Here is a 22,465-nt window from a genome sequence, read left to right as displayed (position 1 = left end):
ATGACGTTCATAGATATTATTTTATAATAATCAGCCCGGAAAGAAAAATTGGTTACGGACATAACAACCGTTCGCTTTCCTCAACTTCAATATTAGTTCGTAAATAATCCTTGACCCAATCACAAGCATAATTCAGGGTGTTAAGGGTCTGAATTTGTTTTAGGCCCCATAAAATAATAGTGCCATCATCTCCTCCTGAAACGAGGAATTTTCCATCCGCAGTAAATACAACATTACCCACTGTTCCTTGATGTCCGGGTAAGGTCTTGAGTAATTGTCCGTTTAGATTCCATAATCTCACCTGATTATCAATAGCACCCGTGGCAATTCTTTGACCGTCAGGACTAAAAGCAACTTGCAGAAATCCATCATTATTTCCCTTAATGGTTTTAAGTAATGTTCCATCCAGTTGCCAAAATTTAAGGGTATTATCCAAACTGGCTGTCACAATTTGATTCCCGTCAGGACTAAACGCCAGTCCCAAAACTGCACCCTGCTCAACTGTCAAGGTTTTCACGGGTTTACCATTCAGTTGCCAAAGTTTGACGGTACCATCTTGGCTGGCTGAGGCGAGAAGTTGACCGTCCTGACTAAAGGCTAATTGCCAGATTCTTTCTTTGTGAGCGTTAATACTCTGCAATAATTTGCCGTCTAAATTCCAAATTTTGATAGTTTTGTCATCACCCCCAGAAGCAATAGTTTGACCATCAGGAGTGATAGCGACGGCAAAAAGAGGTGCTTGATGTGCCTTCCAAGTTCGGAATAATTTCAGAGGTAATGAATTGCCATTGTCTAACTCCCAAAGCTGTACAAGACCTTTTGTATTAACCGTCACGAGCATTCGACTATCCCGACTAAACCTGACACTGCGAAAACTCCCTTCCGGTTGTTTGAGGGTTTGCCGCAGTCTGCCATCAGAATGCCATAATTTTAGGGTGTCATCTTCACTCACAGAGGCGATCCATTTGCCATCTGAACTGGTGGCGAGTTGCCAAATTGCATCCTGATGACCGTAGAGTGGTTTTAATAACTCTGTATTGTATTTCCAGAGTTTAACGGTGCCATCATCACTGGCGGAAGCGGCAATCAAACCATCGGAACTCAAAGCGACATCTCGAACAGTGGTACGATGCTGTTTTAAATCTCGAATAAAATTGCCCTGGAGTGTCCAAATTTTGGCTTGATTATCTTTGCCACTGGTAACAATATATTCACCTCGACAATCAACTCCTAAAATAGCTTGATTACTGTGAAGTGTTGTCACTAAAGTTCCGTCAGTTTTCCAAATTTTAGCGGTGCGATCGCCACTTCCTGAAACCAGTAAATTGTCTTGAGAACAAAATGCCAGATCGAAGATAGCATTTTGATGATTTTGTAGGGTTTTTAATAATCTGCCATCCCTACTCCACAGTTTAATCGTTTGATCGAGTCCTGCGGAAGCAATGATCTGACTATCTGGGCTAAAAGCGACAGCCACCGTCGGGAGTTGATGTCCTTTTAATGTTTTCCATAATCTGCCATCAAGTCGCCATAATCTTATTATTTGATCTGAACTAGCTGAGGCAATTAACTGACCATTAGGACTAAATGCAACTGCCCGAACTGGGGTTTGATTAATCTGAATTGTTTTGACTAAAGTGCCATCAACACGCCATAGTTTCATGCTGCCATCGAAATTTCCTGAAACAATCTGTTGACTATCAGGACTAAATGCAACGCTAGAGACTACGGCAGGCTGTTTTAAGGTTTGCAATAACTTGCCATCTTGTTGCCAAATTTTAACGGTTTTATCAACACTTGCAGTGGCAATTAATTGATCGTTAGGACTCATAGCCACACTCAGCACGGGAGCTTGATGACCGATCAAACGGTTAAATTCATTGGAACTATAAACAGTTATTTTTAACACCTTTTCTACATCTTCTGTTGTTTCTTGATCAACACCTCCTAAACTCTCTAATCTGCGTTTGGCTTTAATGGCTTCAATCATGGAATCTAACTGACGATGGGAAGAAAACAAGCCTTCTGAGGAGGACGTTAACGCTTTAATTTCACTAATTCGGGCTTCTCGATATTGTCTAAAAGCCAAGAACCCTAAGCCAGAAGATAGCAAAAATGCTAGACTAATCGCTCCTAATAATAATCGTTGTAATCGGGTATTTTTTTGCTCCTGTTGTAAGCGTTTTTCTTTTTCTATTAACTGCTTTTCAATAGCTTTAGCTCGTTCTACTTCTAATTTTTGTTGGCTTTCTTGATGATCAATATCTTGGGAAGCACTGAGAAAATTATAATCTAAATCGCTTAAACTTTTTCCCATCGCCCACTGTTGAGCATCTTTTAACGCCTGTCCTCTTAATAAACGAGATTCATCTTGTTGACCCGATGCAATCCAAGCATCAAAGCTTTGGGAATAGGGGCGGAGTTTCGCTAATTGTTCTTGCACCCACCCTAAATTAAACACTTCTTGATAAATTAAGTTCCTCACTTTTAAATATCCCTGGGATTTAATGATTAAACCCGATAAAAATAATTCGATGTGTTCTCGGCTATCATTGGCTTTAATTTCGCTTCCTTGGATAATATTTTGGTAAATTCCTAAAAGTCTTCCCGTGTTTTTTGAGTTATGAATTAGCCGATCTCGAATCGTTTTTAAATGTTCGGGTTCGTCTTGAGATTCCCAATTTTCAATCATTTGCGATCGCAGGATTTTTTTGATCCAAAGGGTCGGGCTATTTTGAGCAATTAAATCCGGTTTTCCTTGATGATTTAACAGTAATAAATTTAATAATTTTTGAGTTAAAAATGGCTGTCCGTTTGTCCAGTTTAACACCTCTTGGAGAACTTCTTCAGGCTGTGCAAAAATTCCGGTTAATCCTTGGACTAAAGGGGGTGCTTCTTCTAAGGTAAATCCCGTTAAATTAATGGCGGTTCCAATATTAAACGGGGTGCGGGTTTTATCTGCAATTAAATCACTAGGGGTAGCTACACCAAATAAGGCAAAGGTTAAGCGTTTATATTCGGAGTTAACCGCTCGTTGATTATAACAAGCTCTAATTAAGGCAAAAAAGTCATCAATCGGGAAATTTAGACTCAGAAGGCTATCAATTTCATCAATAAAAATACAGAGATTCTGTTCAGGGAATTGTTGGATTAATAAAATATCTAAGAATTCATTAAATTTTTGGACTAAAGAAATTCCCTCTTGTTCGTTCCACCAGGTTTTAAAATTCAGTTTACCAAAACATCCAAACCCCCGCAATAAATCCATCATAATGCCTTTATACCATTGTAGCGGCGTGGTATCTTGACTGCCAATTTGGGTCAGATCAATCACAGCACAACAATATCCTTCGGTTTCAAGTTGATGTTTGGTTCTGACTAATAAAGACGATTTGCCCATTTGTCGGGAATTAAACACATAGCAAAATTCTCCGGCTTTTAAGGCATTATACAGTTGATGGTCACTGGAACGAACCACATAAGTAGGGTCATTATTATGTAAACTCCCACCGACTTGATATACAGTTAGCATTAGGGGATTTTTTATAGAGGATCTATAGCCATTTTTTATAATCTTATCAAATTGGTTCTACTGTTGATAAAATAGTTTTAGTCTTAATGAAGATTTGCCCTTGTCCCCTATGAATCAGAGTTTAATAGCAGAAGCCGAAGCTTGCTTTCAACAATCCATTCGATTTTATAACGGTAAACCAGTCGGAACCGTTGCCGCAACTGAAAAGGTGTTAGTCGAAGAACAACTTAATTATAATGAATGTTTTATTCGAGATTTCTTTCCCTGTGGGTTAGCTTTTTTAATGCAGGGAAAACGAGACATTGTTAAAAATTTTTTAGAAGTCACTTTAGGGTTACAATTAGATTGGGAAAGCCCAATTAAAGGTGAAGGATTATTTGCAGAAGTTCGCCAAGCTCTTTTGACTCAAGATCCTCAAAATGGCGAATGGGTTAGACCCGGAGAAGGGTTAATGCCTGCTAGTTTTTTAGTGGTTAATCAACAGGAAATTAAAGCTGATTTTGGTCAACGTGCTATTGGTCGAGTGACTCCCGTTGATTCAGGATTATGGTGGATTTTCTTATTGAAAATTTATGAAAAAGCCTGTGATCAAGCTAATGTTCCTGAAGAAAAAATTGCCCATCGTCCTGAATTTCAACGGGGAATTAAATTATTATTAGATTTATGTTTAGCAAAACGCTTTGATATGACCCCAACCCTGTTAGTTCCTGAAGGAGCGTTTATGATTGATCGACGCATGGGGGTTTACGGTCATCCTATCGAGATTCAAGCTTTATTTTATATTGCTTTAAAAGTAGGATTAGAATTATTAAATCCTGAAGATGTTCAACTTTTAGACTTAGAAAATCGATGTCATCGATTAATCAAGTATATTCGACATCACTATTGGTTAGATGCGGGTTTATTACGTCGAGTCTATCGTTATCAAACTGAAGAATTTGGAGAAACGGCATTAAATAAATTTAATATTTATGCCAATACGGTTCCCGGTTGGGTTTTACGATGGTTAGATCGCAAAGGAGGCTATTTAGTCGGAAATGTTGGAGTGGGTTGGATCGATTTTCGGTTCTTTACTCAAGGGAATTTATTATCAATAATTAGTTCTTTAACTACCCCAAAACAATCTCAAGCAATTTTGACCTTAATTGAACAACAATGGTCAAGTTTAATTGGAGAAATGCCGATGAAAATTTGTTATCCTGCTGTCAGTGGTCGAGATTGGGAAATTATTACCGGATGTGATCCTAAAAATGTACCTTGGTCATATCATAATGGCGGAAATTGGCCGGTTTTAATGTGGTCATTAGCAGCAGCATCTATCAAAATGGGTCAAGCAGAAATAGCCAACCATGCGATTACAATTGCTGAAAAAAATTTAGTCAAGGATGAATGGCCAGAATATTATGATGATGAAGATGGAAAAATTATTGGTCGTCAAGCAAGACTGTATCAAACTTGGACAATTTCCGGCTATTTAGTTGCTCAATATTTACTCCAAAATCCTCAATATTTAGACCTAATTTCATTTTCAGCTTCACCTGATGATTAAGAGAAATTCTATTTTGAATTTCCAGATCAATTAGACGAATGCAAACTGATCCGCTATGATAGACCCAACCTTACAAACTTACAGATTGGAAAGGTCACAGCCATAACAGACTCGAAACCCCCCAACTGTTCGTTTCACTTCCGTTTAGGACTGAATCATGAAAGCACAAACCTATGATCGCATTAAAACTTTAGTGGATATTCCCGCAGATTTTGGAAAATCCCTGATTCCAAAAGGCACAATTGGAACAGTTATCGAATGTTATGAACGGCCCAAAGAAGGGTATGCGGTTGACCTAACAATTTTGAGTGAAACTGGAGAACCGGGTTTTGAATATGAAAGTGTAATCCTATATCCTGATCAATTTTCAGTTGTGATTGATACACCAGAAATGGGGGCTTTTATTTCTGCTTTTGGGGATATTAGTTATGAAGTTCCTCAAGTCGTTCATGAGCAATCTAATTCCTCAGAATCTCCCGAAAATCAGGCAAATCAAGAGTTATCTTAAACGGTAATTCGAGAAACCGGGTTTCTCAACTTCTCCTATTAATATCACCTTCTGAATAACAGTCAGGAACCCGGTTTATGTATTAAAAATCCAGAGAAATAATCAAGGAAAACTTACCCTATGAAACGGACATTAAAATTTGGTTTAAGTTTATTTTTAATCGGGCTAATTTTAGCGATCGCCCCCCAAAGCTTAGGATTATTTTACCCAGAATTTAACCTCAGAATTCTCCATACCAATGATCATCATGCTCATTTAGACGTGATCACAACAAAAGAGACTCAACTCGGCGGAATTGCTCAACGAAAAACCTTAATTGATCAATTAAAATCGGAAAATCCTAGAGAAACTCTGCTTTTAGATGCAGGTGATATTTTTCAAGGAACCTTATATTTTAATCAATATTTGGGTCAAGCAGATTTATCCTTTTACAATCAGATGAATTATCAAGCTGGCACCTTGGGAAACCATGAATTTGATCGCGGACAAGGCATTTTAGCTGATTTTATTAAAAAAGCGAAATTTCCTATCGTTTCTGCTAATGTAAAAGTTGCCGATTATTCCCCTTTAAAAAATTTAGTTAAGCCTTGGATCATTCTATCTGTTAATGGAGAAAAAATCGGAGTTTTTGGCTTAACCGTAGAAGAAACCGCTAAACTTTCAAGTCCAGGGGAAGGCGTGACCTTTACTAATACGATGGAAGCGACAAAACAAGCTGTTGCAGAATTAAAGCAGCAAGGGATTAATAAAATTATTGGTTTAACTCATATTGGGTTTGAATCCGATTTGAATTTAGCCAGAAATATCGATGATATTGATATTATTATTGGCGGACATAGCCATACCCCTCTCGGTTCTATGCCGAATGCAACACAACCCTATCCTGTTGTTACTAACACACCCAATGGTAAAACTGTTTTAGTTGTTACAGATTGGGAATGGGGGAAATATTTAGGGGATTTAAAAGTTAAATTTAATCGCCAAGGAGACGTTATTTCTTGGCAAGGTTCACCCCATGCTATTGATAATACAATTCCACCGGATGCCAGTTTTGCTAAACAATTAGAAGCCTTTTCAACGCCTTTAGAAATTTTACGTCAAACCATTATCGGCAAAACCGATGTTCTTTTAGATGGAAGTCGAGATACAATTCGTACCCAAGAAACAAATTTAGGCAATTTAATTGCTGATGCCATTTTAAATAAATTCCGACCCGATGGTGCACAAATCGCCATTGTAAATGGCGGTGGAATTCGTTCTAGTATTCCGCCGGGACAGATTAGTGTTAGTCAAGTGATTGAAGTGCTTCCCTTTGGTAATACTATTGGTCGTTTAGACTTAACCGGAGAACAAATTAAACAAGCCTTAGAACATGGTGTGAGTCAGGTTGAATTAGGAGAAGGGCGATTTCCCCAAATTGCAGGATTACGGTTTATTTATGACCCCAAAGCACCCGTTGGTTCTCGTGTTCTTTCTGTTTTTGTTGTTGATCAAACTGGACAAGAAAAACCCCTGAATTTAACTACAACCTATCGAGTTATTACCAATAGTTTTATGCTGAATGGGGGAGATGGTTATGAAGTTATGAAAGCCGGAAAAAATTCTGTTGATACGGGGTTTTTGTTTCTGGATGTAGTCATTGATTATATTAAACAACAATCTAATATTAATGTAAAATCCGGCGATCGCATTATGGTCAAACAATCCCTTTAGCAGAGTAATATTAGGGGAATAAAAACTATTGTTTCCTGTTCCCTTTCTCCACCCTAATCCTGATTCAGTCAACCCTAATTTAAGATTGAGTATTTGATTTCAACTGATTATTGGGTGTTAATTCAGAATTAGTTACTAATGCGCCATCTTCCATGTGAAGAATGCGATCGGCAACATCTAAAATTCGATTATCATGGGTAACAATTAAGATTGTACAACCTTGTTCTTTGGCTAAGGTTTGCATTAAATTAACCACATCTCTCCCCGAATGACTATCAAGAGCAGCCGTAGGCTCATCTGCTAATACTATCGGGGGATGACTGACTAATGCACGAGCGATCGCAACTCGTTGTTTTTGTCCTCCAGAGAGATTATCAGGATAATAATCTAAGCGATTTCCTAATCCCACTTTTTCTAACATTGCAGTGGCTTTTTGCTGCATTTGGTAACGAGAGAATGTCCCTTGAACTTCTAAGCCCATTTGCACATTTTGTAAGGCGGTTAAGCTCTGATGTAAATTATGCGCTTGGAAAATATAACCTGTATTTCGTCTAGCTTTAACTAATTCTCCTGAACTCGCACCTAACAGTTCTCGTCCTAATATATTTAAACTTCCAGACTGTACAGAACGTAAGGCGCCAATTAAGGTTAATAATGTGGTTTTTCCTGAACCAGAGGGGCCCGTCATAATCACAATTTCACCAATAGCAATTTGTAAGTTAATATCAAATAAGACTTGTTTTTGTAATTGCCCTTTTCCAAAATAATGGTCTAAATTTTGAATCGAGATCGCCACATTACGTTTTGTGGAATCTTGAATATCTTGGATTTTAGTTTGCATGGAGTTAACCTAAAAATGGATATTTTTTTAGAAACGAAACGGTTAATCTTACGACAGTTTACCGAACTGGATGCAGATTTTTTATGGAATTTAGATCACGACCCCAAGGTGATGAAATATATTAATGGCGGATATCCCACACCCAAAGAAGTCATTCAGACTCAAACATTACCGAGATTTATAGGATATTATAGCAGATATTCCTATTTTGGGGTTTGGGGTGTTGTTGAAAAAGCAACTGGAGAGTTGATCGGTTGGGTACATTTTTTTCCCGCTATTGATCATCCTTTTGCAGTCGCGTTAAATCTAGTACAACTTGATGAAATTGCGTTAGGATATCGGTTAATGTATCAAAGTTGGAGGAAAGGCTACGCAACGGAAGCTTGCCAAATGTTAGTAGATAAAGGGTTTTCAGAATGGGCTGTAAAACGAGTTATTGGTTGGGCATTAGTGGCTAATCAAGGTTCAATTCGAGTCATGGAAAAGCTAGGATTAACCTTAGAAAAACAGTTTAGATTTAGTGAACATCAACTCCCCTATTTAAGTTTTGAAGAACGTCAAGCGGTTAAATATAGTCGGGGTAAGTAGATACCGAAATATTTCCAGGAACCGGGTTTCTGCGGTAAATTTTGCATTTTAACAAAGATGTGTTCAGAAACCCCGTTCAAAATTACACAATAACTGCTTTTATAATCTATAATAGATATTATCAAGTCTAGCTGGAATAAAACTGATGTCCAATCAAAGTCTATACAGTATTAGTCTGGAAAATCAAGATATTATTATTAAATTGAATCGTGAGATGGTAAATTTGGATTTATTAACTCAATTTTTAGAATATCTTGAGTTAGAATCAATTCGTAATCGTAGTCAACTGACAGCAGAACAAATAACTAACCTGAGTCAAGAAGTTAATCAAGAAGTTTGGGATAATTTAAAGTCTAAGTCTTGGGTGAGTTAATGATGTTAACTCAAAAGCCGATTATTGTTGATACCAATATATTGTTTTCTGCATTACTGAGGGAAAATTGTCGTTTCAATGAATTATTGCTAACTTCAGAGTATGCGTTTTTTGTCTGCGAACTTGTATTTGTAGAACTATTTAAGCGCAAGGAAAAAATTATTCAACTTAGTCATTTAACCGAAAAAGAAATTATTCAAATTTATTATATTTTGCTAAAACGTCTTCGTCTCTATAAAGAAGATTTAATTACTTTAGAATATCGTAGACTAGCTTACGAACTATGTCAAGATGTTGATGTGAGTGATACCCCTCATGTAGCATTAACGCTGCAATTGAATGGATTATTATGGACTGGAGATAAAAAATTAAAACTAGGCTTGAAAAATAAAGGATTTGAACAATTTTTTGAACTCGAATAAATATCAACCCCGTTCTTTTACTCCTCATTCACAACTAGATACTTAAAAGTAAGGATCAAAAGATATCAGCCGGATCAGCGGCTTGTAATTTACGAGTGGCGATCGCACCGGATAACATACACATAATAATCGTTAAGACTAACACTTGAATTGCTCGAAATAAGGTCATATATAAGGGTAAATTTGTCGCTTGTCGGGTTAACCGATATAACCCTAAAGAAATTGTAGCACCCGGAATAAAACCTAATATTGCTAAAATAATCGCTTCTTCAAAAACAATTCCTAATAAATAGACATTTCTAAATCCCATTGCTTTAAATGTTGCATATTCGGGGGTATGGTCAGCAACATCTGTCGCCAAAACTTGATAAACAATAATCACCCCAACCACAAACCCCATTGCTGTCCCTAAACTAAACACAAATCCAATGGCGGTATTTTTTGACCAATAATCTTTTTCAAAGGCTAAAAATTGTTCATTGGTTAAAACTTTTACATCTTTGGGTAAATAATTTTGTAAATCTGTTGCGACTTTTTCGACATCATAACCCGGTTCAACTTTAACCAGTCCAGCACTAATTCCTCCTGGTTTTCTTCGGGGAAATAATCGTAAAAAATTGCGATCGCTCGTGATTAATGTACCATCGGCCGCAAAGGAAGCCCCGACTTTAAATAATCCGGCAATTTTAAGGGTGCGTTTTTCTAATTCTGTACTAACAATTTCACCTTGATCAACTTTTTCAATAACTTCTTTATAATCTCCCCTTGAAGACCGATCAAATAAAACCTGATCCGGTAATTTAATCACGTCTAAATTTTGTTGAACTTCGGATAAATTAAAAGCCGACTGACGGGGATCAAATCCGATGACTAAAATGGCTGTTTTTTTCCCAGTTTTGGGAGTTTTCCAGTCGGAAAAATTAACATATAAAGAGTCTGCGGATTTCACCCCCGGAACATCCAGTGCTTGATATAAACGTCGCCGAGGTAACGTTGATAAATTCACTAAATTTCTGGCTTGGGGACTGATAATCATAATATCAGCATTTAGATGGGTATGCAATCGAGTATTACTGTCATATAATGCCGTTTGAAATCCCAATTGCATAAAAATCAAAACATCCGCAAAGGCAATTCCTGATAACGCCACTAACATTCGAGCTTTATCATGACTTAATTGCAACCATCCTAACGGCGTTCTGCGGGTTAATCGTTGTATAAATCCAATCATAATTTCAGTTATCAGTTATCAGTTATCAGTTATCAGTTATCAGTTATCAGTTATCAGTTATCAGTTATCAATTGTGAGTGTATAGTTGATATAGCAATCTTAAATCAGCTTGACTTTGTTATTGCTTAAGCTTGGATACTCATTAACCTTACAGGTTTCTTCCAGCAATCTTACAGGGATTATTATAGTTAATGATTGTAAATTCTGGATAGCAAACTTAAAACTATACACTGATAACTGATTACTGATAACTGATTACTGATTAAGGGTGACTTTAACTTGTAAATTCGTTAAACTCTCGGCTTTTTGGCTAGAAATTTCATCTAATTTTACGCGAACTTCGATGACTCTGGCATCAATATTTGTCGTCGGATCAATATCTAAAGCACTTTGTTTTTTCACCCTTAACCCCACTTCTTCAACCGTTCCTTTTAACGCTTGGGGTAACGCATCGGCGGTAATAGTTGCGGTTTGTCCGGGGCGAACTTTAGGAATATCACTATCATAAATTTCAGCAACGGCATACATTTGTTGGGTTTGTCCCAATTCCAGAATACCTTCATTAGAAATTAGTTCTCCGGCGTGGGTATTCACCTCGATCACCCGTCCAGCTTGGGGCGATCGCACATAAGCTTGTTCTAAGTTCGCTTCAGCTTGTTTAACAGCCGCTTGGGCTTTGGTTAACTCACTTTTGGCTAACTGGACATCCACCGGACGAACTTCTGCAACGGCCGTTAACGTCGCCTCCGCTTCAGCAATTTGTCGGTCTACAGTGGCGATAGTGCGGCTAAGGTTCGCTTGGGCTTCTCGAATTTGTTCTTGACGGCTGGTAACGGTTTCGTTGAGGTTGGCTTGGGCTTCCTGTAGCCGTTTGAGGCTGGTTTCAGCTTCCAAACATTGACTATCTCGATCTTGGGCAGACACAGCCCCATCAGCATATAAGGTTTCGTAACGTTGACAGTTGGTTTCAGCGTTGTTGAGTTCCGCTTGAATCCGGTCGAGGGTGGCTTCTTGGGCGCTGCGTTCTCCCCGCAGTTGGGCTTCTAAGGTGGCAATGGTGGCTTTTTGAGTAATAATTTGCCCCTCTAACTCCGCTTGGTTGCCCTGAAATCGGGCTTTTTGCGCTTCAATATCTCCTTGTTTCGCCCCAGCTTGAACTTGTTCTAAACGGGCTTGGGCGACTTCTACTTCGGTTTTAGTTTGTTCTAGGGCGGCTTGGAGTCGATCTCGGCTATCCAACACAGCGATCGCTTTTCCCGCCTCTACCCAGTCTCCTTCTTTCACTAATAATTGATCCACCCGACTCCCTGGGTTGGACTGGGGGGCGGACAGTTTAATAATTTCGCCTTGGGGTTCTAACCAACCTAATGCGGTCACGGTTTTTATTTCTGGGGCCAGGGTTTCAGATGTCGCTACAGGTTCGGCGGGAGTGGGGCGATATCGCCAGAAGGTATAGGCCGTTAAACCACTGATCGCTAGGGTGGTTGCAGCAATGAGAATTCCTGGTTTAGGAAATTTCGGGGCTGAAAGTTTACCAACTGTCGCTTCGCGCACCATAATTGTGCCTCCCGCTTCCACTCACACTAAACTGTTTAGTTTAGTATAGCACAACTTCTCTTCTGTGAAGGTGAATAAGTATGAATTTAAGTAAAAAAACTTATCGGGGATTGAAAACCCAGGCTTCTCAGAAGTGAAAACGCCTTTGTCAACCTTGATCCAGGATCAGGAATAACGGATGGCGAGAAATGATTCTGTACAATGAAGGCAATAGCATTTAAGAAGAGAATTAATGAACCCCGTGGAACAAACCGAACTCTCTCAGATGGATAGTATTGGCGAAAAAGCAGAACAGATTTTTGAAGGGGCACTGCAAGAATTTTTAGTGCATGGCTATGCTGGAACCAGCATGGATCGGGTTGCGTCATCGGCGGGAGTGTCGAAAGCAACGGTTTATAACCATTTTGGGGATAAAGAAGGGTTATTTATTGCCTTAATCAAACGATTAGCCCAGAAAAAATATTACATTTTTGTTGAGTCTCAAAAAGCGGAATTGATGCAAGCTGAACCTCAAATTGTGTTGAGACAACTTGCCAATACTATTTTAGATCATTCCATGCAAGATCAGGAATATTTAGCGTTTATTCGCTTAGTGATTGGAGAATCTGGGCGATTTCCAGAATTAGCTAAAACCTTTGTCCATAATTTAGGAAAACCGGGAATTCAAGTGTTAACCGAATATTTAACCAATCAGCGCTATATTACAATTGGTGATCCTGAAGCAATGGCACGAGTGATTATTGGAACCTTAGCCCATTATGTGTTATTACAAGAAATTTTGCAAGGTAAAGAGATTGTTCCGATGGAACGAGATCGTATTATTAATACGTTAGTAGATTTAATTATTCCTCAGCCGACACCTGACACTTGAATGCGTTTATGACTCCATCTTCTTTACAACTTTTGATCCTCGATGATGACCCTATTTTTCGGATCGGGTTACGAACAGCATTAGAACCTTTTTCAGATTTAGAAGTCATCACAGATGTTGAAAGTCGGGATGCTGCATTACAGGTATTAGTCAGTCAAAGTCAGATAACGATTAACAGCACGAACCAGAAACCTGTTGATTTAATTATTTTAGAATTAGGATTAAAACCAGATTTAATTCTTGATTTTTGCCAAACATTAAAAAAACAATATCCTCAAATCCCGATTCTATTATTAACGGCAATTCAACACCGAAATTTATTAGTAACAGCGCAAGAAATTGGGGTAGAGGGTTATTGTCCCAAGGGAATTCCGGTTATAGAATTGGTTCCAATTATTCGTCGAGTCGCAACGGGAGAACGCTATTGGTTGGAATCTTTAGCAGCCTTAAATCGAGAACCTGTTGCTGAAATTGTAACTCGAAAAACGGGATCTTTTTTTAAGCAAATTCGAGGGTTTTTAGTTCAACCGGGACTGCGACAAATTGAACAAGCGATCGCCGAAGTTAACCAAGAAATTGAGCAGAATATAGAAGGATTAAACCAACAGGATAGAATTGCGATTATTAACCAATTAATTCTGACGGGAAAACGACGAGAACTGTTCGTTGCACGTTGGCTAGTTAGTCAGCTTTTACCGGATTCTCCTTCTCCCACGCCAGAAAATTCTGCTTCTATTTCTCCTGATAATTTCCCCGTTTTCAATCGTTCTAACCCCGAACCTAACAACTTTAATTCAGAAGAATCCTTAGTTCTTAATTCTAACTCAATTAACTCTCGTAATTCAGCGATTGTAGTCAGTGATTTAAAATCAATTTTGTTTGATAAAACTGTCATGAAGTTACAGTCAGGATTAATTAATGTCACAGGAATTCCCTTAGAAATTGATATTTTAAGATTATCTAAAAAACGAGAATTATTATATATCTTATTAAAACAATTAGAAAGCTTATTAGATGAATTAATATTATCAGATATTCAACCCGAACAACTCCCAGAGAAAGTTCCTGATTTAGTTCAAGATTTCTGGGAAGCTGCTATTTTAGATTTTTTGGGCAAATATTATACTCTAAACACCAACAACCAAGATCTGGAAATCGTTCCGATTTTATTAAAAGATGCTAATCTGATTCAACGGGATATTTTAAGTAAAATTCCTTTAATCAGTGACTTATTTGAGCATTTATTATTCCAAACCCCCTTAACCATTGATAATTTATCCTGTCCGGCTGGAAGTTTAGACGCAATGCAACGTTCAGAAGCGTTATTACAAAATTTATTAATTCAAGTCGCCAATGGGGTCATACAACCTTTACTCAATTATTTTTCCGATTATGAAGAAATTAAACTTAAATTTTATGATCGACGGTTATTATCAACCCGTGAAATTGAAAAATTTAGAAATAACTTATCCTGGCGATATCGTCTTTCTCAATATGTAGCAGAACCCAAGGCAATTTTTGAAAGTTCCTATTTACTCTTTATTTTAGGAGAAAGAGGCATTCAAAAACAAGTGATTTATTCCCCACGACGGGAGGAATTAGAAAAATTATCAGGAATTCCCTTAGCCGTTACATTAATATTAGAAACACGGGATGCTGTTGCTCCTCGTCTGCGTTCGGCTGTTTCTTTTGTGGGTAGTGGAATTATTTATATATTAACCAATGTCGTTGGTCGAGGATTAGGTTTAATTGGGAAAGGTCTTTTACAGGGGATTGGAACATCTTTTCAGGATAATAAGATGGGGAAGAAATAGTTGACACTCCTTAACCTTACTCTATTGTTGATTTAAGCGATCGCTTTGCTCCTAACTTCATTATAATCAAAAACCCTCCCCGAACTTGCGGAGAGGGTCACAAAGGATACTTTTACAGTTGTTTGACTTCCGAAACCAACTTCGCCACAACATCCTTCGCACTACCAAACAACATCATGGTTTTATCTTTATAAAACAGGTCATTTTCTACCCCAGCAAACCCAGTATTCATACTGCGTTTAATCACGATGGTATGTTTAGCTTTATCGACATCCAAAATCGGCATCCCATAAATAGGACTATTTTTATCTTCCCGTGCCGCCGGGTTCACTACATCATTAGCTCCGATAACTAATGCTACATCGGTTTGATCGAACTGTGGATTAATGTCATCCATGTCATATAACTGAGGATAGGGAACATTTGCCTCTGCTAACAGTACATTCATGTGTCCCGGCATCCGTCCCGCCACAGGATGAATGGCATATTTAACATCCACCCCATTATTTTCTAATTGATCCACCAACTCCTTAACACTATGCTGGGCTTGGGCAACGGCCATCCCATAACCGGGGACAATCACCACAGACCGGGCATATCCTAACATCATCGCCCCTTCTTCGGGGTCAATACTGCGAACCGTTTGATCTGTTGCAGTGCCTCCACTGGCAGCCCCAGAACCTCCTTCTCCTGTGCCAAACCCAGCAAATAGCACGTTCGTTAAAGAACGGTTCATCGCCTTACACATAATCACCGTTAAGATAATCCCTGATGCTCCAACTAACGCCCCAGCAATGATTAACAGGTTATTCATCACCACAAACCCGGCGGCGGATGCGGCCAATCCCGAAAAGGAGTTTAACAGAGAAATCACAACGGGCATATCACCGCCACCAATGGGGATGACAAATAACACGCCTAATATTAGAGAAATGAAGACTAACCCTAAAAAGACCGCCACATTAAATGGGGTTAGGCAAATATAAACACTACCCAAACCAAAGGCAACAAACAACAGAATATTAAACTGTTGTTGTAGGGGAAATAAGATGGGAGAACCACTCATAATTCCCTGTAATTTGGCAAAGGCAATCATGGAACCTGTAAAGGTTACACCCCCAATTAATACCCCTAAAATTGCGGTAATGGTTGTGCCTAAAGGGGGAGATTCTGAAGCGGCTAAATAGCGCCAAAATTCTCCCACCGCGACCATTGAAGAAGCAGCACCGCCTAAACCATTGAGTAACCCCACCATTTGGGGCATTTCTGTCATTTGAACTTTATACGCAATTACCGCCCCAATGACTGAACCAATAATTAAGGCGAGGGCGATCATTTGATAGTTCAAAATCTGCCGATCTAACATTGTGGCAACAACAGCAATTAACATCCCAATAGCTGCCCATAAATTGCCACTTCTAGCTGTTGCTGGAGATCCTAATTTTTTTAATCCAAAGAAAAACAAGGTGACAGCCACTAAATAGCTGAGTTGTATTCCCGTTAAGCGAATATCCATTAGGCTTTAGCCTCCTTTTTCTTAAACATTTCCAGCATTCGATCTGTGACTAAAAAGCCACCGACAACGTTAATCATGGCGAGAACAATGCCAATAAATCCCAGAATAACGGTAACATTCCAATCGCGATCGCCCGCAATAATTAACGCACCTAAAACAGAAATTCCTGAAATCGCATTAGCCCCAGACATTAAGGGAGTATGCAAGGTCGGCGGAACTTTCGTAATCACTTCAAACCCCGCAAAGGTTGCTAAAACAAACACAAACAATGCGGAAATTAAGGTTTCAGTAGTCATAATTTCAGAACAATTGACAGTTAACTGTTTACAGGAGACTGTTGATGATTGAGGCTTAAGGCTTGTTTCACTCTTTCGGAACGAATTTCACCGTTATGAGTGACACAAGCTTCATCGAGAATATCATCTGCAAAATTGAGGTCGAGTTGCTTCTCTTTATTAATCATTAATGTTAATAAAGCCGAGAGATTTTTGGCATAAACTTCACTAGCATGAATCGGCATCGAAGACGGTAAATTAATCGGCCCAATAATCGTTACCCCATGTTTAACCACATCTTTTCCCGGTTCGCTGCATTCACAGTTTCCTCCTTGTTCGGCTGCCAAATCAACAATTACCGAACCCGGTTTCATCTGGGCTACCATGTCTTCTGTCACTAATACAGGTGCTTTTCGACCGGGAACTTGAGCCGTTGTCACCACCACATCAGAGGCGGCGACGTGCTGGGTCAGAACTTCACGGGTGCGTTCTTTGGCTTTTTCAGAGATTTCCTTGGCATAACCGCCTTCAGCAACGGTATCTTCCTCCAGGGACACATCCACAAATTTGGCACCTAAACTTTGGACTTGTTCTTTAACTTCGGGACGAATATCAAACCCTTCGACAATAGCACCCAGCCGTCGGGCGGTAGCGATCGCTTGTAAACCAGCAACCCCCGCTCCCAAAATTAACACCTTAGCGGGACGAATGGTTCCGGCCGCCGTTGTTAACATAGGGAAATATTTCGGTAACGCCGTTGCTGCAATTAAGACCGCCTTATATCCTGCTAAGTTTGCTTGAGAAGATAAGGCATCCATGCTTTGGGCGCGACTGGTACGGGGAATTAATTCCATACTGAAGGCGGTAACGTTCTGAGCCGCGAGTTTTTGAATTAACTCAGGATTTCCCAGGGGGTTTAAAAAGCTAATTAACACCCCCCCAGAGCGCAGTTGAGACACTTCAAAGTCTTGCAAGACCCCCACTTTCAACAGCACATCTGCCTCACGCCAAACGGTACCTTGATCAGCGATTTTTGCCCCCACCTGTTCATAGGTGCTATCGGAAAAACAAGCCCGTTCCCCAGCCCCAGCCTCCACCCACACTTCCACGCCTTGTTTCACCAAACGAGCAACAACATCAGGGATGAGGGCGACTCGCCGTTCATCGACCTGACTTTCTTTAGCAATACCAATTTTCATAAAATCTCCTCATAATTGTGTTCACTGTTAACGATTAGCTTGACTGTTGACTGTTGATGATTGACTTTTCAAAGTCAGCGAACCTGGGTAGGCTTAACACTCCTTCTCGATATCTCTCCCCCTGCGATCTTTCCTCTCTATGCCGAGTTGTGTAACAATAGAGTTCTAATTTTGCATCGTAAAGCTAAATTCCTGATTTGGATTCTTATCTTTAACTTGTCTTTATCTAGTTCAGAAAACTTAAACAAAATTTCGCTGTGTTACGGGAGTGTGTATGCGACAACTATTTTCTGCAATCTTGATTACGGGTTTGGCGGTGACGGGTTTAGCTGAAATGACTCAAGCCCAAGGTTTACCGGGTATTACCTTACTCAGTGGCCCCGATAAAACCAATATTTTAAATTATTTCCTTGAAAGCGGACGTTCTGGGGAGTGGGATCGCTATAAACTCAGACTTCCAGCCGATAAGTTGAACTTAGCGATCGCAGAAGTTTCCATCACCTATCCCGACTATTACAAAGGGACGATAGATCCCGACCGGGTACAAATTCGGGTTCAAAATAAACCCATTCCCTTAGAAGAAGTGATTTGGGATAAAGAAAACCATATTATCCAAATTTATCCTCAAGAACCGATTCCGGCGGGTACGAAAGTTGAAATCGTGATGTCTAACGTCAAAAATCCCACCTTTGGGGGGGTTTTCAACTTTAACGCCAATATTCGTACCCCTGGAGATGTTCCCATGTTGCGTTATGTCGGAACTTGGATTTTGAGTATTGATGATTAATCTTCGTTGCCAGAGTGCCCATTGTTAAGAGGGATCAGTCTCGATTAACAGATTACTGTGAAGCCGGGAGAGAAAGTCCAACAATTGTGATATACTGAAAAATTGTGACTTTTGATTAAAAATTAACGAAAAGGCACCGGAGGTAAGCAATGGCTCAACAAACCCTGCAAGGAACAAACCGCAAAAAGAAAAGAGTTTCTGGCTTCAGGGTAAGGATGCGGACAAAAAACGGCCAAGCCGTGATCAAAGCTCGTCGCAAAAAAGGGCGGGCACGTTTAACGTTTTAATTCCTGGCTCTGAATTAAAGACACCCTATTGCTATTCCCACGAACTCATGGCGATCCCGATGGTCAAGCTGAGGGAAATGGGTGAATTTGTGGGTGGCAGTACCTGATTCATGTTACCCAAAATCAATCGACTCCGACATCCCAAAGACTTCAAAGCCGTCTACAGCAAAGGACTGCATCGAAAAACCCCTCATTTGACCTTGAGGGCGTTACGAGGTCAACCTTATAGAACAGAAAAGAATTTAACAAACTCCGCCTCTGTTCACCCGACTCGGATGGGAATTTCCATTAGCCAAAAAGTCAGTAAACGGGCTGTTGTCCGAAATCGGATCAAACGCCAAATTCGGGCAGCTTGGCATCAGTTTTTACCCCAGGTATCCCCCGGTTGGGATGTGGTGATTGTCGTCAAACCAACAGCCGATCAGTGCAATTATGCAGAAATTCTGCAAGAATTAAAACAGTTGTTGGTAGAAGCAGAGGTTTTAAATGGGTATACGGGAGGAAAGTTTTTATGAAGGAGGCCCCGCTATCGGCGACCTCATTATCAATCTATTAATAGGGCTGACGATTATTGGCATCCCTCTTACCATTGGGGCAATTGTCCGGGCGTTATGGCTGCGCTATCGCATCACTAATCGCCGGATATCGGTCATGGGTGGATGGATGGGTCAAGACCGTACTGATATCGTCTATTCAGAAATCGCCAAAATCGCGAAAGTTCCTAGAGGATTTGGGGCTTGGGGGGATATGGTATTGACCCTAAAAAATGGTTCTCGTCTGGAACTCCGGGCTGTTCCTCGTTTTCGAGAAGTCTATGACTTTATCCTAGAAAAACTCTCGCCCCAAGCTCAAAAAGCTAGTGCTGCGATGAGCCGATGATCTTGATATTGGACAACATCGCCCTTAACAGGATTGAGTTCCTTCCTGTTGAGCCTCAACCCTGACTAATCAACTGGGTAGTCACCGGGCTATCGGTCAAGTGTTGGCGAATGGTTCTTAAAATTAATCTATATTCAATCCAAGCAGTTCAATAAACTCAAAAGAATGGACTTTGGTATCGGGTTTCTTTCCAACAATGTGATGTTGCCGATCCTAGATTTTTTCTACGGGATCGTGCCGAGTTATGGTTTAGCGATTGTGGCGTTAACCTTAGTGGTGCGCTTCGCGCTTTATCCCTTGAATGCGGGTTCAATTCGCAATATGCGGCGAATGAAAGTAACCCAACCGTTAATGAAAGAACGGGTTGACAAAATTCAACAACAATATAAAGATGACCCGGAAAAACAACGGGAAGAAATGAGTAGAGTCTACAAAGAATTGGGAAATCCCTTAGCCGGATGTTTCCCGCTTCTGATTCAAATGCCCATTCTCTTCGCGTTGTTTGCCACATTACGGGGTTCACCCTTTTCAGACGTTAACTATACGGTTGATGTTCAAATTTTTCCCCGTGAACAAATTCAACAAATTCAACCCCAAGCCTACGCCACTAAACCGCAAAACTATTATTTTGCCGATGGAATTCATGCCTCCGTTGTGGCAATGATTCCCAGTGGAAACCGTTTAGGCGTTGGAGATCAAATCCCCATTGAACTCCAAACCGTTGAGGGTAAACCTTTACAAACGGAATTGGCACAATATCCAGATGTGCATTTAACCCCCACCTGGAAAGTTCTCAAAGGAGAAGACAAAATTCAAGTCAATGACAACGGCCAAATCATTGCCTTGGCTCCTGGAGAAGCCAGTATTCAAGTGGGCTTGAGAGGGTTAGCATCGGATAAAGGATTCTTGTTTATTGATGCCTTGGGTCGCGTGGGAGCCGTTGATCCCGATGGTACAATTCACTGGGATATTGTGGGCATGATTCTAGCCTTTGGGATATCTTTATACCTTAACCAAGTCCTCTCTGGACAAGGACAAGGTTCCAGTGGGAATCCTCAGCAAGATACAGTGAATAAAATTACTCCGGTAATTTTTAGTGGGATGTTCTTCTTCTTCCCCCTCCCCGCAGGTGTGTTGCTGTATATGCTGGTTGCTAATATCTTCCAAACCATTCAAGCCTTTATTTTGTCACGGGAACCCCTGCCTGAAAACCTGCAAAAAATTGTGGAAGAATCCAATAAAACGACTGCTAAATTAGCCACAGCAGAAGGGGAACGAGAAGCATTACCCTTTGAGCCGAAACGTTCTAAGAAAAAGGCGCAATCCTAGCAATGAACAACAGCGATATACAACAGGGTCAAGAGTGGTTGGAGGAATTGCTCAAATTAGGGGGCGTTCCTTCCACCGTCAAACCGAGTTTAGAGGCAGACTCCTGTTGGTTAACGATAGATGAAGTCAATCTTACCCCTGAACAAGTGGCTATTTTGGTAGGCCAGGATGGGGAAGTTTTAGATGCGATTCAATATTTACTTAACGCCATTCACAACCTAGGCAAAGAGGACGAAGAACGCACCTCTTACACCGTAGAACTGAACGGATATCGAATTCGACGTCATTTAGAACTACGGGCTTTAGCTGATCATGCCGCGAATCGTGTCCGTCAAACGGGTGGGGAAGTGGAAATTAAGTCCCTTTCCTCGGTTGAACGACGTCTGATTCATCACTTTCTTGAAGAAAGCGATGATTTAGAAACCTATAGTCGGGGACAAGATCCCGACCGTCGTTTGGTGATTAAAATCAAAGGCTAGACAAGGACTTCTTGTTTAGCCTTGTTTATTGTTGGAGGGTTTGAAAGTAATTATGGACTCTATCTATATCCCTCATTTACTGAGAACACAAAACCGATCTTTAGAATTTGAGTTTCAAGAGTTTTTTCCAGACCTAGAAACCTTAACTCCGGTTCGGGGTCGGATGCGCGTCAGCCACAAAACCACTTATCTTGAAGTTGTGGTACAAGCTGAAACCATTGTTACTCTCACCTGTGACCGATGTTTAAAACAATATAATCATCGGTTAAAAGTCGATACGTCTGAATTGATTTGGTTGGATGTTTCGGCTGATCAATTGGATACTTCATCGGGTGAAGTGGAAATTTTGCTGGATGAACCTGTGGAAAGTTTACACCCCCAAGGTGATTTTTTAGCTGGGGATTGGCTGTATCAGCAATTATGCTTGGCTCTACCTCTAAGACAACTTTGTGATGGCCCCTGTGAACCTCCAAAACCGGCTGCAATTGAACCCCAGAGCCTTGTTGACGGGCGTTGGGCTGCGTTACAAGCTTTGAAGCAAAATCTACCCAATTGATGGCTCTGTCAGTGGAACAGGCATCTTGCCTGTTAATCTATTAAAACCTGTTAATCTTAAAACCTATTAACCTATTAACCTATTAATCTGTTAATCTGTTAAAACCTGTTAATAGCAGCCTGTTAACAGGCAAGATGCCTGTTCCACGGATTCTACACT

The 22,465-nt window shown here is 40.1% G+C and carries 22 protein-coding genes; 15 read left to right on the top strand and 7 right to left on the bottom strand.

The features are described from left to right. Window positions 1-52: 52 nt before the first annotated feature. A complete protein-coding gene (locus H6G57_RS05065; RefSeq protein WP_190516544.1) occupies window positions 53-3,532 on the bottom strand; it encodes an AAA-like domain-containing protein in 3,480 nt (1,159 codons plus the stop codon). 109 nt (window positions 3,533-3,641) lie between these two features. Here H6G57_RS05065 and H6G57_RS05060 point away from each other — a divergent pair, with 109 nt between their 5' ends. From H6G57_RS05060 to H6G57_RS05050, 3 genes are all read left to right on the top strand, one after another. Further along, entirely contained in the window at window positions 3,642-5,081 is a 1,440-nt protein-coding gene (locus H6G57_RS05060; protein ID WP_190516543.1) for a glycoside hydrolase 100 family protein, read from the top strand. A gap of 157 nt (window positions 5,082-5,238) precedes the next feature. Next, window positions 5,239-5,589, top strand: a complete 351-nt coding sequence (locus H6G57_RS28640) for a hypothetical protein (RefSeq protein ID WP_072719174.1) — start codon at window positions 5,239-5,241, stop codon at window positions 5,587-5,589. Window positions 5,590-5,709: 120 nt separating this feature from the next. Continuing rightward, complete coding sequence (locus H6G57_RS05050) at window positions 5,710-7,302, top strand: bifunctional UDP-sugar hydrolase/5'-nucleotidase (protein WP_190516542.1); 1,593 nt, start codon at window positions 5,710-5,712, stop codon at window positions 7,300-7,302. A 79-nt stretch (window positions 7,303-7,381) separates the two neighbouring features. Here H6G57_RS05050 and H6G57_RS05045 read toward each other — a convergent pair whose 3' ends face one another. After that, a complete protein-coding gene (locus H6G57_RS05045) occupies window positions 7,382-8,143 on the bottom strand; it encodes a DevA family ABC transporter ATP-binding protein (RefSeq protein WP_190516540.1) in 762 nt (253 codons plus the stop codon). A gap of 15 nt (window positions 8,144-8,158) precedes the next feature. Here H6G57_RS05045 and H6G57_RS05040 point away from each other — a divergent pair, with 15 nt between their 5' ends. The 3 genes from H6G57_RS05040 (at window position 8,159) to H6G57_RS05030 (ending at window position 9,526) form a co-directional block, all read left to right on the top strand. After that, a complete protein-coding gene (locus H6G57_RS05040) occupies window positions 8,159-8,731 on the top strand; it encodes a GNAT family N-acetyltransferase (RefSeq protein ID WP_190516538.1) in 573 nt (190 codons plus the stop codon). A gap of 145 nt (window positions 8,732-8,876) precedes the next feature. After that, window positions 8,877-9,104, top strand: coding sequence for a hypothetical protein (locus tag H6G57_RS05035; RefSeq protein WP_190516537.1), 228 nt, complete (start codon window positions 8,877-8,879; stop codon window positions 9,102-9,104). Then, window positions 9,104-9,526, top strand: coding sequence for a PIN domain-containing protein (locus H6G57_RS05030; RefSeq protein ID WP_199313989.1), 423 nt, complete (start codon window positions 9,104-9,106; stop codon window positions 9,524-9,526). Before H6G57_RS05035 ends, H6G57_RS05030 begins: the two co-directional genes overlap by 1 nt. Window positions 9,527-9,581: 55 nt before the next feature. Here the strand turns inward: H6G57_RS05030 and devC are convergent, their stop codons facing one another. Together devC and H6G57_RS05020 are read right to left on the bottom strand one after the other, a co-directional pair. Beyond that, window positions 9,582-10,757, bottom strand: coding sequence for an ABC transporter permease DevC (gene devC, locus H6G57_RS05025; RefSeq protein ID WP_190516535.1), 1,176 nt, complete (start codon window positions 10,755-10,757; stop codon window positions 9,582-9,584). Window positions 10,758-11,012: 255 nt separating this feature from the next. Further along, window positions 11,013-12,314, bottom strand: a complete 1,302-nt coding sequence (locus tag H6G57_RS05020; RefSeq protein WP_190516534.1) for an ABC exporter membrane fusion protein — start codon at window positions 12,312-12,314, stop codon at window positions 11,013-11,015. Between the two features lie 232 nt (window positions 12,315-12,546). Between H6G57_RS05020 and H6G57_RS05015 the strand changes: the two genes are divergently transcribed. Together H6G57_RS05015 and H6G57_RS05010 are read left to right on the top strand one after the other, a co-directional pair. Beyond that, window positions 12,547-13,185: a TetR/AcrR family transcriptional regulator gene (locus H6G57_RS05015; RefSeq protein WP_190516532.1), complete on the top strand. Its 639-nt coding sequence runs from the start codon at window positions 12,547-12,549 to the stop codon at window positions 13,183-13,185. An 8-nt stretch (window positions 13,186-13,193) separates the two neighbouring features. Continuing rightward, window positions 13,194-14,999: a DUF3685 domain-containing protein gene (locus tag H6G57_RS05010; RefSeq protein WP_190516530.1), complete on the top strand. Its 1,806-nt coding sequence runs from the start codon at window positions 13,194-13,196 to the stop codon at window positions 14,997-14,999. Between the two features lie 112 nt (window positions 15,000-15,111). Here H6G57_RS05010 and H6G57_RS05005 read toward each other — a convergent pair whose 3' ends face one another. From H6G57_RS05005 to H6G57_RS04995, 3 genes are read right to left on the bottom strand one after another with little or no spacing between them, the layout of a single operon-like run. Further along, complete coding sequence (locus H6G57_RS05005) at window positions 15,112-16,515, bottom strand: NAD(P)(+) transhydrogenase (Re/Si-specific) subunit beta (protein WP_190516529.1); 1,404 nt, start codon at window positions 16,513-16,515, stop codon at window positions 15,112-15,114. After that, complete coding sequence (locus tag H6G57_RS05000; protein ID WP_190516527.1) at window positions 16,515-16,811, bottom strand: NAD(P) transhydrogenase subunit alpha; 297 nt, start codon at window positions 16,809-16,811, stop codon at window positions 16,515-16,517. Before H6G57_RS05000 ends, H6G57_RS05005 begins: the two co-directional genes overlap by 1 nt. A 20-nt stretch (window positions 16,812-16,831) precedes the next feature. After that, complete coding sequence (locus H6G57_RS04995; protein ID WP_190516526.1) at window positions 16,832-17,989, bottom strand: Re/Si-specific NAD(P)(+) transhydrogenase subunit alpha; 1,158 nt, start codon at window positions 17,987-17,989, stop codon at window positions 16,832-16,834. Window positions 17,990-18,263: 274 nt separating this feature from the next. Here H6G57_RS04995 and H6G57_RS04990 point away from each other — a divergent pair, with 274 nt between their 5' ends. The 7 genes from H6G57_RS04990 to H6G57_RS04960 all read left to right on the top strand — a co-directional run bounded on the left by H6G57_RS04990 (window position 18,264) and on the right by H6G57_RS04960 (window position 22,306). Continuing rightward, window positions 18,264-18,776, top strand: coding sequence for a DUF2808 domain-containing protein (locus tag H6G57_RS04990; RefSeq protein ID WP_190516524.1), 513 nt, complete (start codon window positions 18,264-18,266; stop codon window positions 18,774-18,776). Window positions 18,777-18,925: 149 nt separating this feature from the next. Next, window positions 18,926-19,063: a 50S ribosomal protein L34 gene (gene rpmH / locus H6G57_RS04985; RefSeq protein ID WP_071783091.1), complete on the top strand. Its 138-nt coding sequence runs from the start codon at window positions 18,926-18,928 to the stop codon at window positions 19,061-19,063. 110 nt (window positions 19,064-19,173) lie between these two features. Beyond that, window positions 19,174-19,578 (top strand): ribonuclease P protein component, encoded by a 405-nt coding sequence (rnpA, locus tag H6G57_RS04980; protein WP_072719208.1) that lies wholly within the window; start codon window positions 19,174-19,176, stop codon window positions 19,576-19,578. Then, a complete protein-coding gene (locus tag H6G57_RS04975; protein WP_072719209.1) occupies window positions 19,550-19,942 on the top strand; it encodes a PH domain-containing protein in 393 nt (130 codons plus the stop codon). Before rnpA ends, H6G57_RS04975 begins: the two co-directional genes overlap by 29 nt. Window positions 19,943-20,107: 165 nt before the next feature. Beyond that, window positions 20,108-21,271 (top strand): membrane protein insertase YidC, encoded by a 1,164-nt coding sequence (yidC, locus tag H6G57_RS04970; RefSeq protein ID WP_190516522.1) that lies wholly within the window; start codon window positions 20,108-20,110, stop codon window positions 21,269-21,271. A gap of 2 nt (window positions 21,272-21,273) precedes the next feature. Beyond that, window positions 21,274-21,750: a R3H domain-containing nucleic acid-binding protein gene (locus H6G57_RS04965; RefSeq protein ID WP_072719210.1), complete on the top strand. Its 477-nt coding sequence runs from the start codon at window positions 21,274-21,276 to the stop codon at window positions 21,748-21,750. A 52-nt stretch (window positions 21,751-21,802) separates the two neighbouring features. Further along, window positions 21,803-22,306 (top strand): DUF177 domain-containing protein, encoded by a 504-nt coding sequence (locus H6G57_RS04960; RefSeq protein WP_190516521.1) that lies wholly within the window; start codon window positions 21,803-21,805, stop codon window positions 22,304-22,306. Window positions 22,307-22,465 lie beyond the last annotated feature (159 nt).

This window comes from Planktothrix sp. FACHB-1365, from assembly GCF_014697575.1.
Classification (GTDB): Bacteria; Cyanobacteriota; Cyanobacteriia; order Cyanobacteriales; family Microcoleaceae; genus Planktothrix.
Note: the sequence above shows the minus strand (reverse complement) of the source record. Positions and strands in the feature narration are given on the sequence as shown.

Excerpts from the sequence above, each read along its gene's own strand:
- H6G57_RS05000 (WP_190516527.1), bottom strand. The coding sequence starts at position 16,811 with ATGACTACTGAAACCTTAATTTCCGCATTGTTTGTGTTTGTTTTAGCA.
- H6G57_RS04960 (WP_190516521.1), top strand. The coding sequence starts at position 21,803 with ATGGACTCTATCTATATCCCTCATTTACTGAGAACACAAAACCGATCT.
- H6G57_RS05030 (WP_199313989.1), top strand. The coding sequence starts at position 9,104 with ATGATGTTAACTCAAAAGCCGATTATTGTTGATACCAATATATTGTTT.
- H6G57_RS05010 (WP_190516530.1), top strand. The coding sequence starts at position 13,194 with ATGACTCCATCTTCTTTACAACTTTTGATCCTCGATGATGACCCTATT.
- rnpA (WP_072719208.1), top strand. The coding sequence starts at position 19,174 with ATGTTACCCAAAATCAATCGACTCCGACATCCCAAAGACTTCAAAGCC.
- H6G57_RS05035 (WP_190516537.1), top strand. The coding sequence starts at position 8,877 with ATGTCCAATCAAAGTCTATACAGTATTAGTCTGGAAAATCAAGATATT.
- H6G57_RS04965 (WP_072719210.1), top strand. The coding sequence starts at position 21,274 with ATGAACAACAGCGATATACAACAGGGTCAAGAGTGGTTGGAGGAATTG.
- H6G57_RS04995 (WP_190516526.1), bottom strand. The coding sequence starts at position 17,989 with ATGAAAATTGGTATTGCTAAAGAAAGTCAGGTCGATGAACGGCGAGTC.
- H6G57_RS05040 (WP_190516538.1), top strand. The coding sequence starts at position 8,159 with ATGGATATTTTTTTAGAAACGAAACGGTTAATCTTACGACAGTTTACC.
- H6G57_RS04975 (WP_072719209.1), top strand. The coding sequence starts at position 19,550 with ATGGGTATACGGGAGGAAAGTTTTTATGAAGGAGGCCCCGCTATCGGC.
- yidC (WP_190516522.1), top strand. The coding sequence starts at position 20,108 with ATGGACTTTGGTATCGGGTTTCTTTCCAACAATGTGATGTTGCCGATC.
- rpmH (WP_071783091.1), top strand. The coding sequence starts at position 18,926 with ATGGCTCAACAAACCCTGCAAGGAACAAACCGCAAAAAGAAAAGAGTT.
- H6G57_RS28640 (WP_072719174.1), top strand. The coding sequence starts at position 5,239 with ATGAAAGCACAAACCTATGATCGCATTAAAACTTTAGTGGATATTCCC.
- H6G57_RS05015 (WP_190516532.1), top strand. The coding sequence starts at position 12,547 with ATGAACCCCGTGGAACAAACCGAACTCTCTCAGATGGATAGTATTGGC.
- H6G57_RS05005 (WP_190516529.1), bottom strand. The coding sequence starts at position 16,515 with ATGGATATTCGCTTAACGGGAATACAACTCAGCTATTTAGTGGCTGTC.
- devC (WP_190516535.1), bottom strand. The coding sequence starts at position 10,757 with ATGATTGGATTTATACAACGATTAACCCGCAGAACGCCGTTAGGATGG.
- H6G57_RS05060 (WP_190516543.1), top strand. The coding sequence starts at position 3,642 with ATGAATCAGAGTTTAATAGCAGAAGCCGAAGCTTGCTTTCAACAATCC.
- H6G57_RS05065 (WP_190516544.1), bottom strand. The coding sequence starts at position 3,532 with ATGCTAACTGTATATCAAGTCGGTGGGAGTTTACATAATAATGACCCT.
- H6G57_RS05045 (WP_190516540.1), bottom strand. The coding sequence starts at position 8,143 with ATGCAAACTAAAATCCAAGATATTCAAGATTCCACAAAACGTAATGTG.
- H6G57_RS05050 (WP_190516542.1), top strand. The coding sequence starts at position 5,710 with ATGAAACGGACATTAAAATTTGGTTTAAGTTTATTTTTAATCGGGCTA.
- H6G57_RS05020 (WP_190516534.1), bottom strand. The coding sequence starts at position 12,314 with ATGGTGCGCGAAGCGACAGTTGGTAAACTTTCAGCCCCGAAATTTCCT.
- H6G57_RS04990 (WP_190516524.1), top strand. The coding sequence starts at position 18,264 with ATGCGACAACTATTTTCTGCAATCTTGATTACGGGTTTGGCGGTGACG.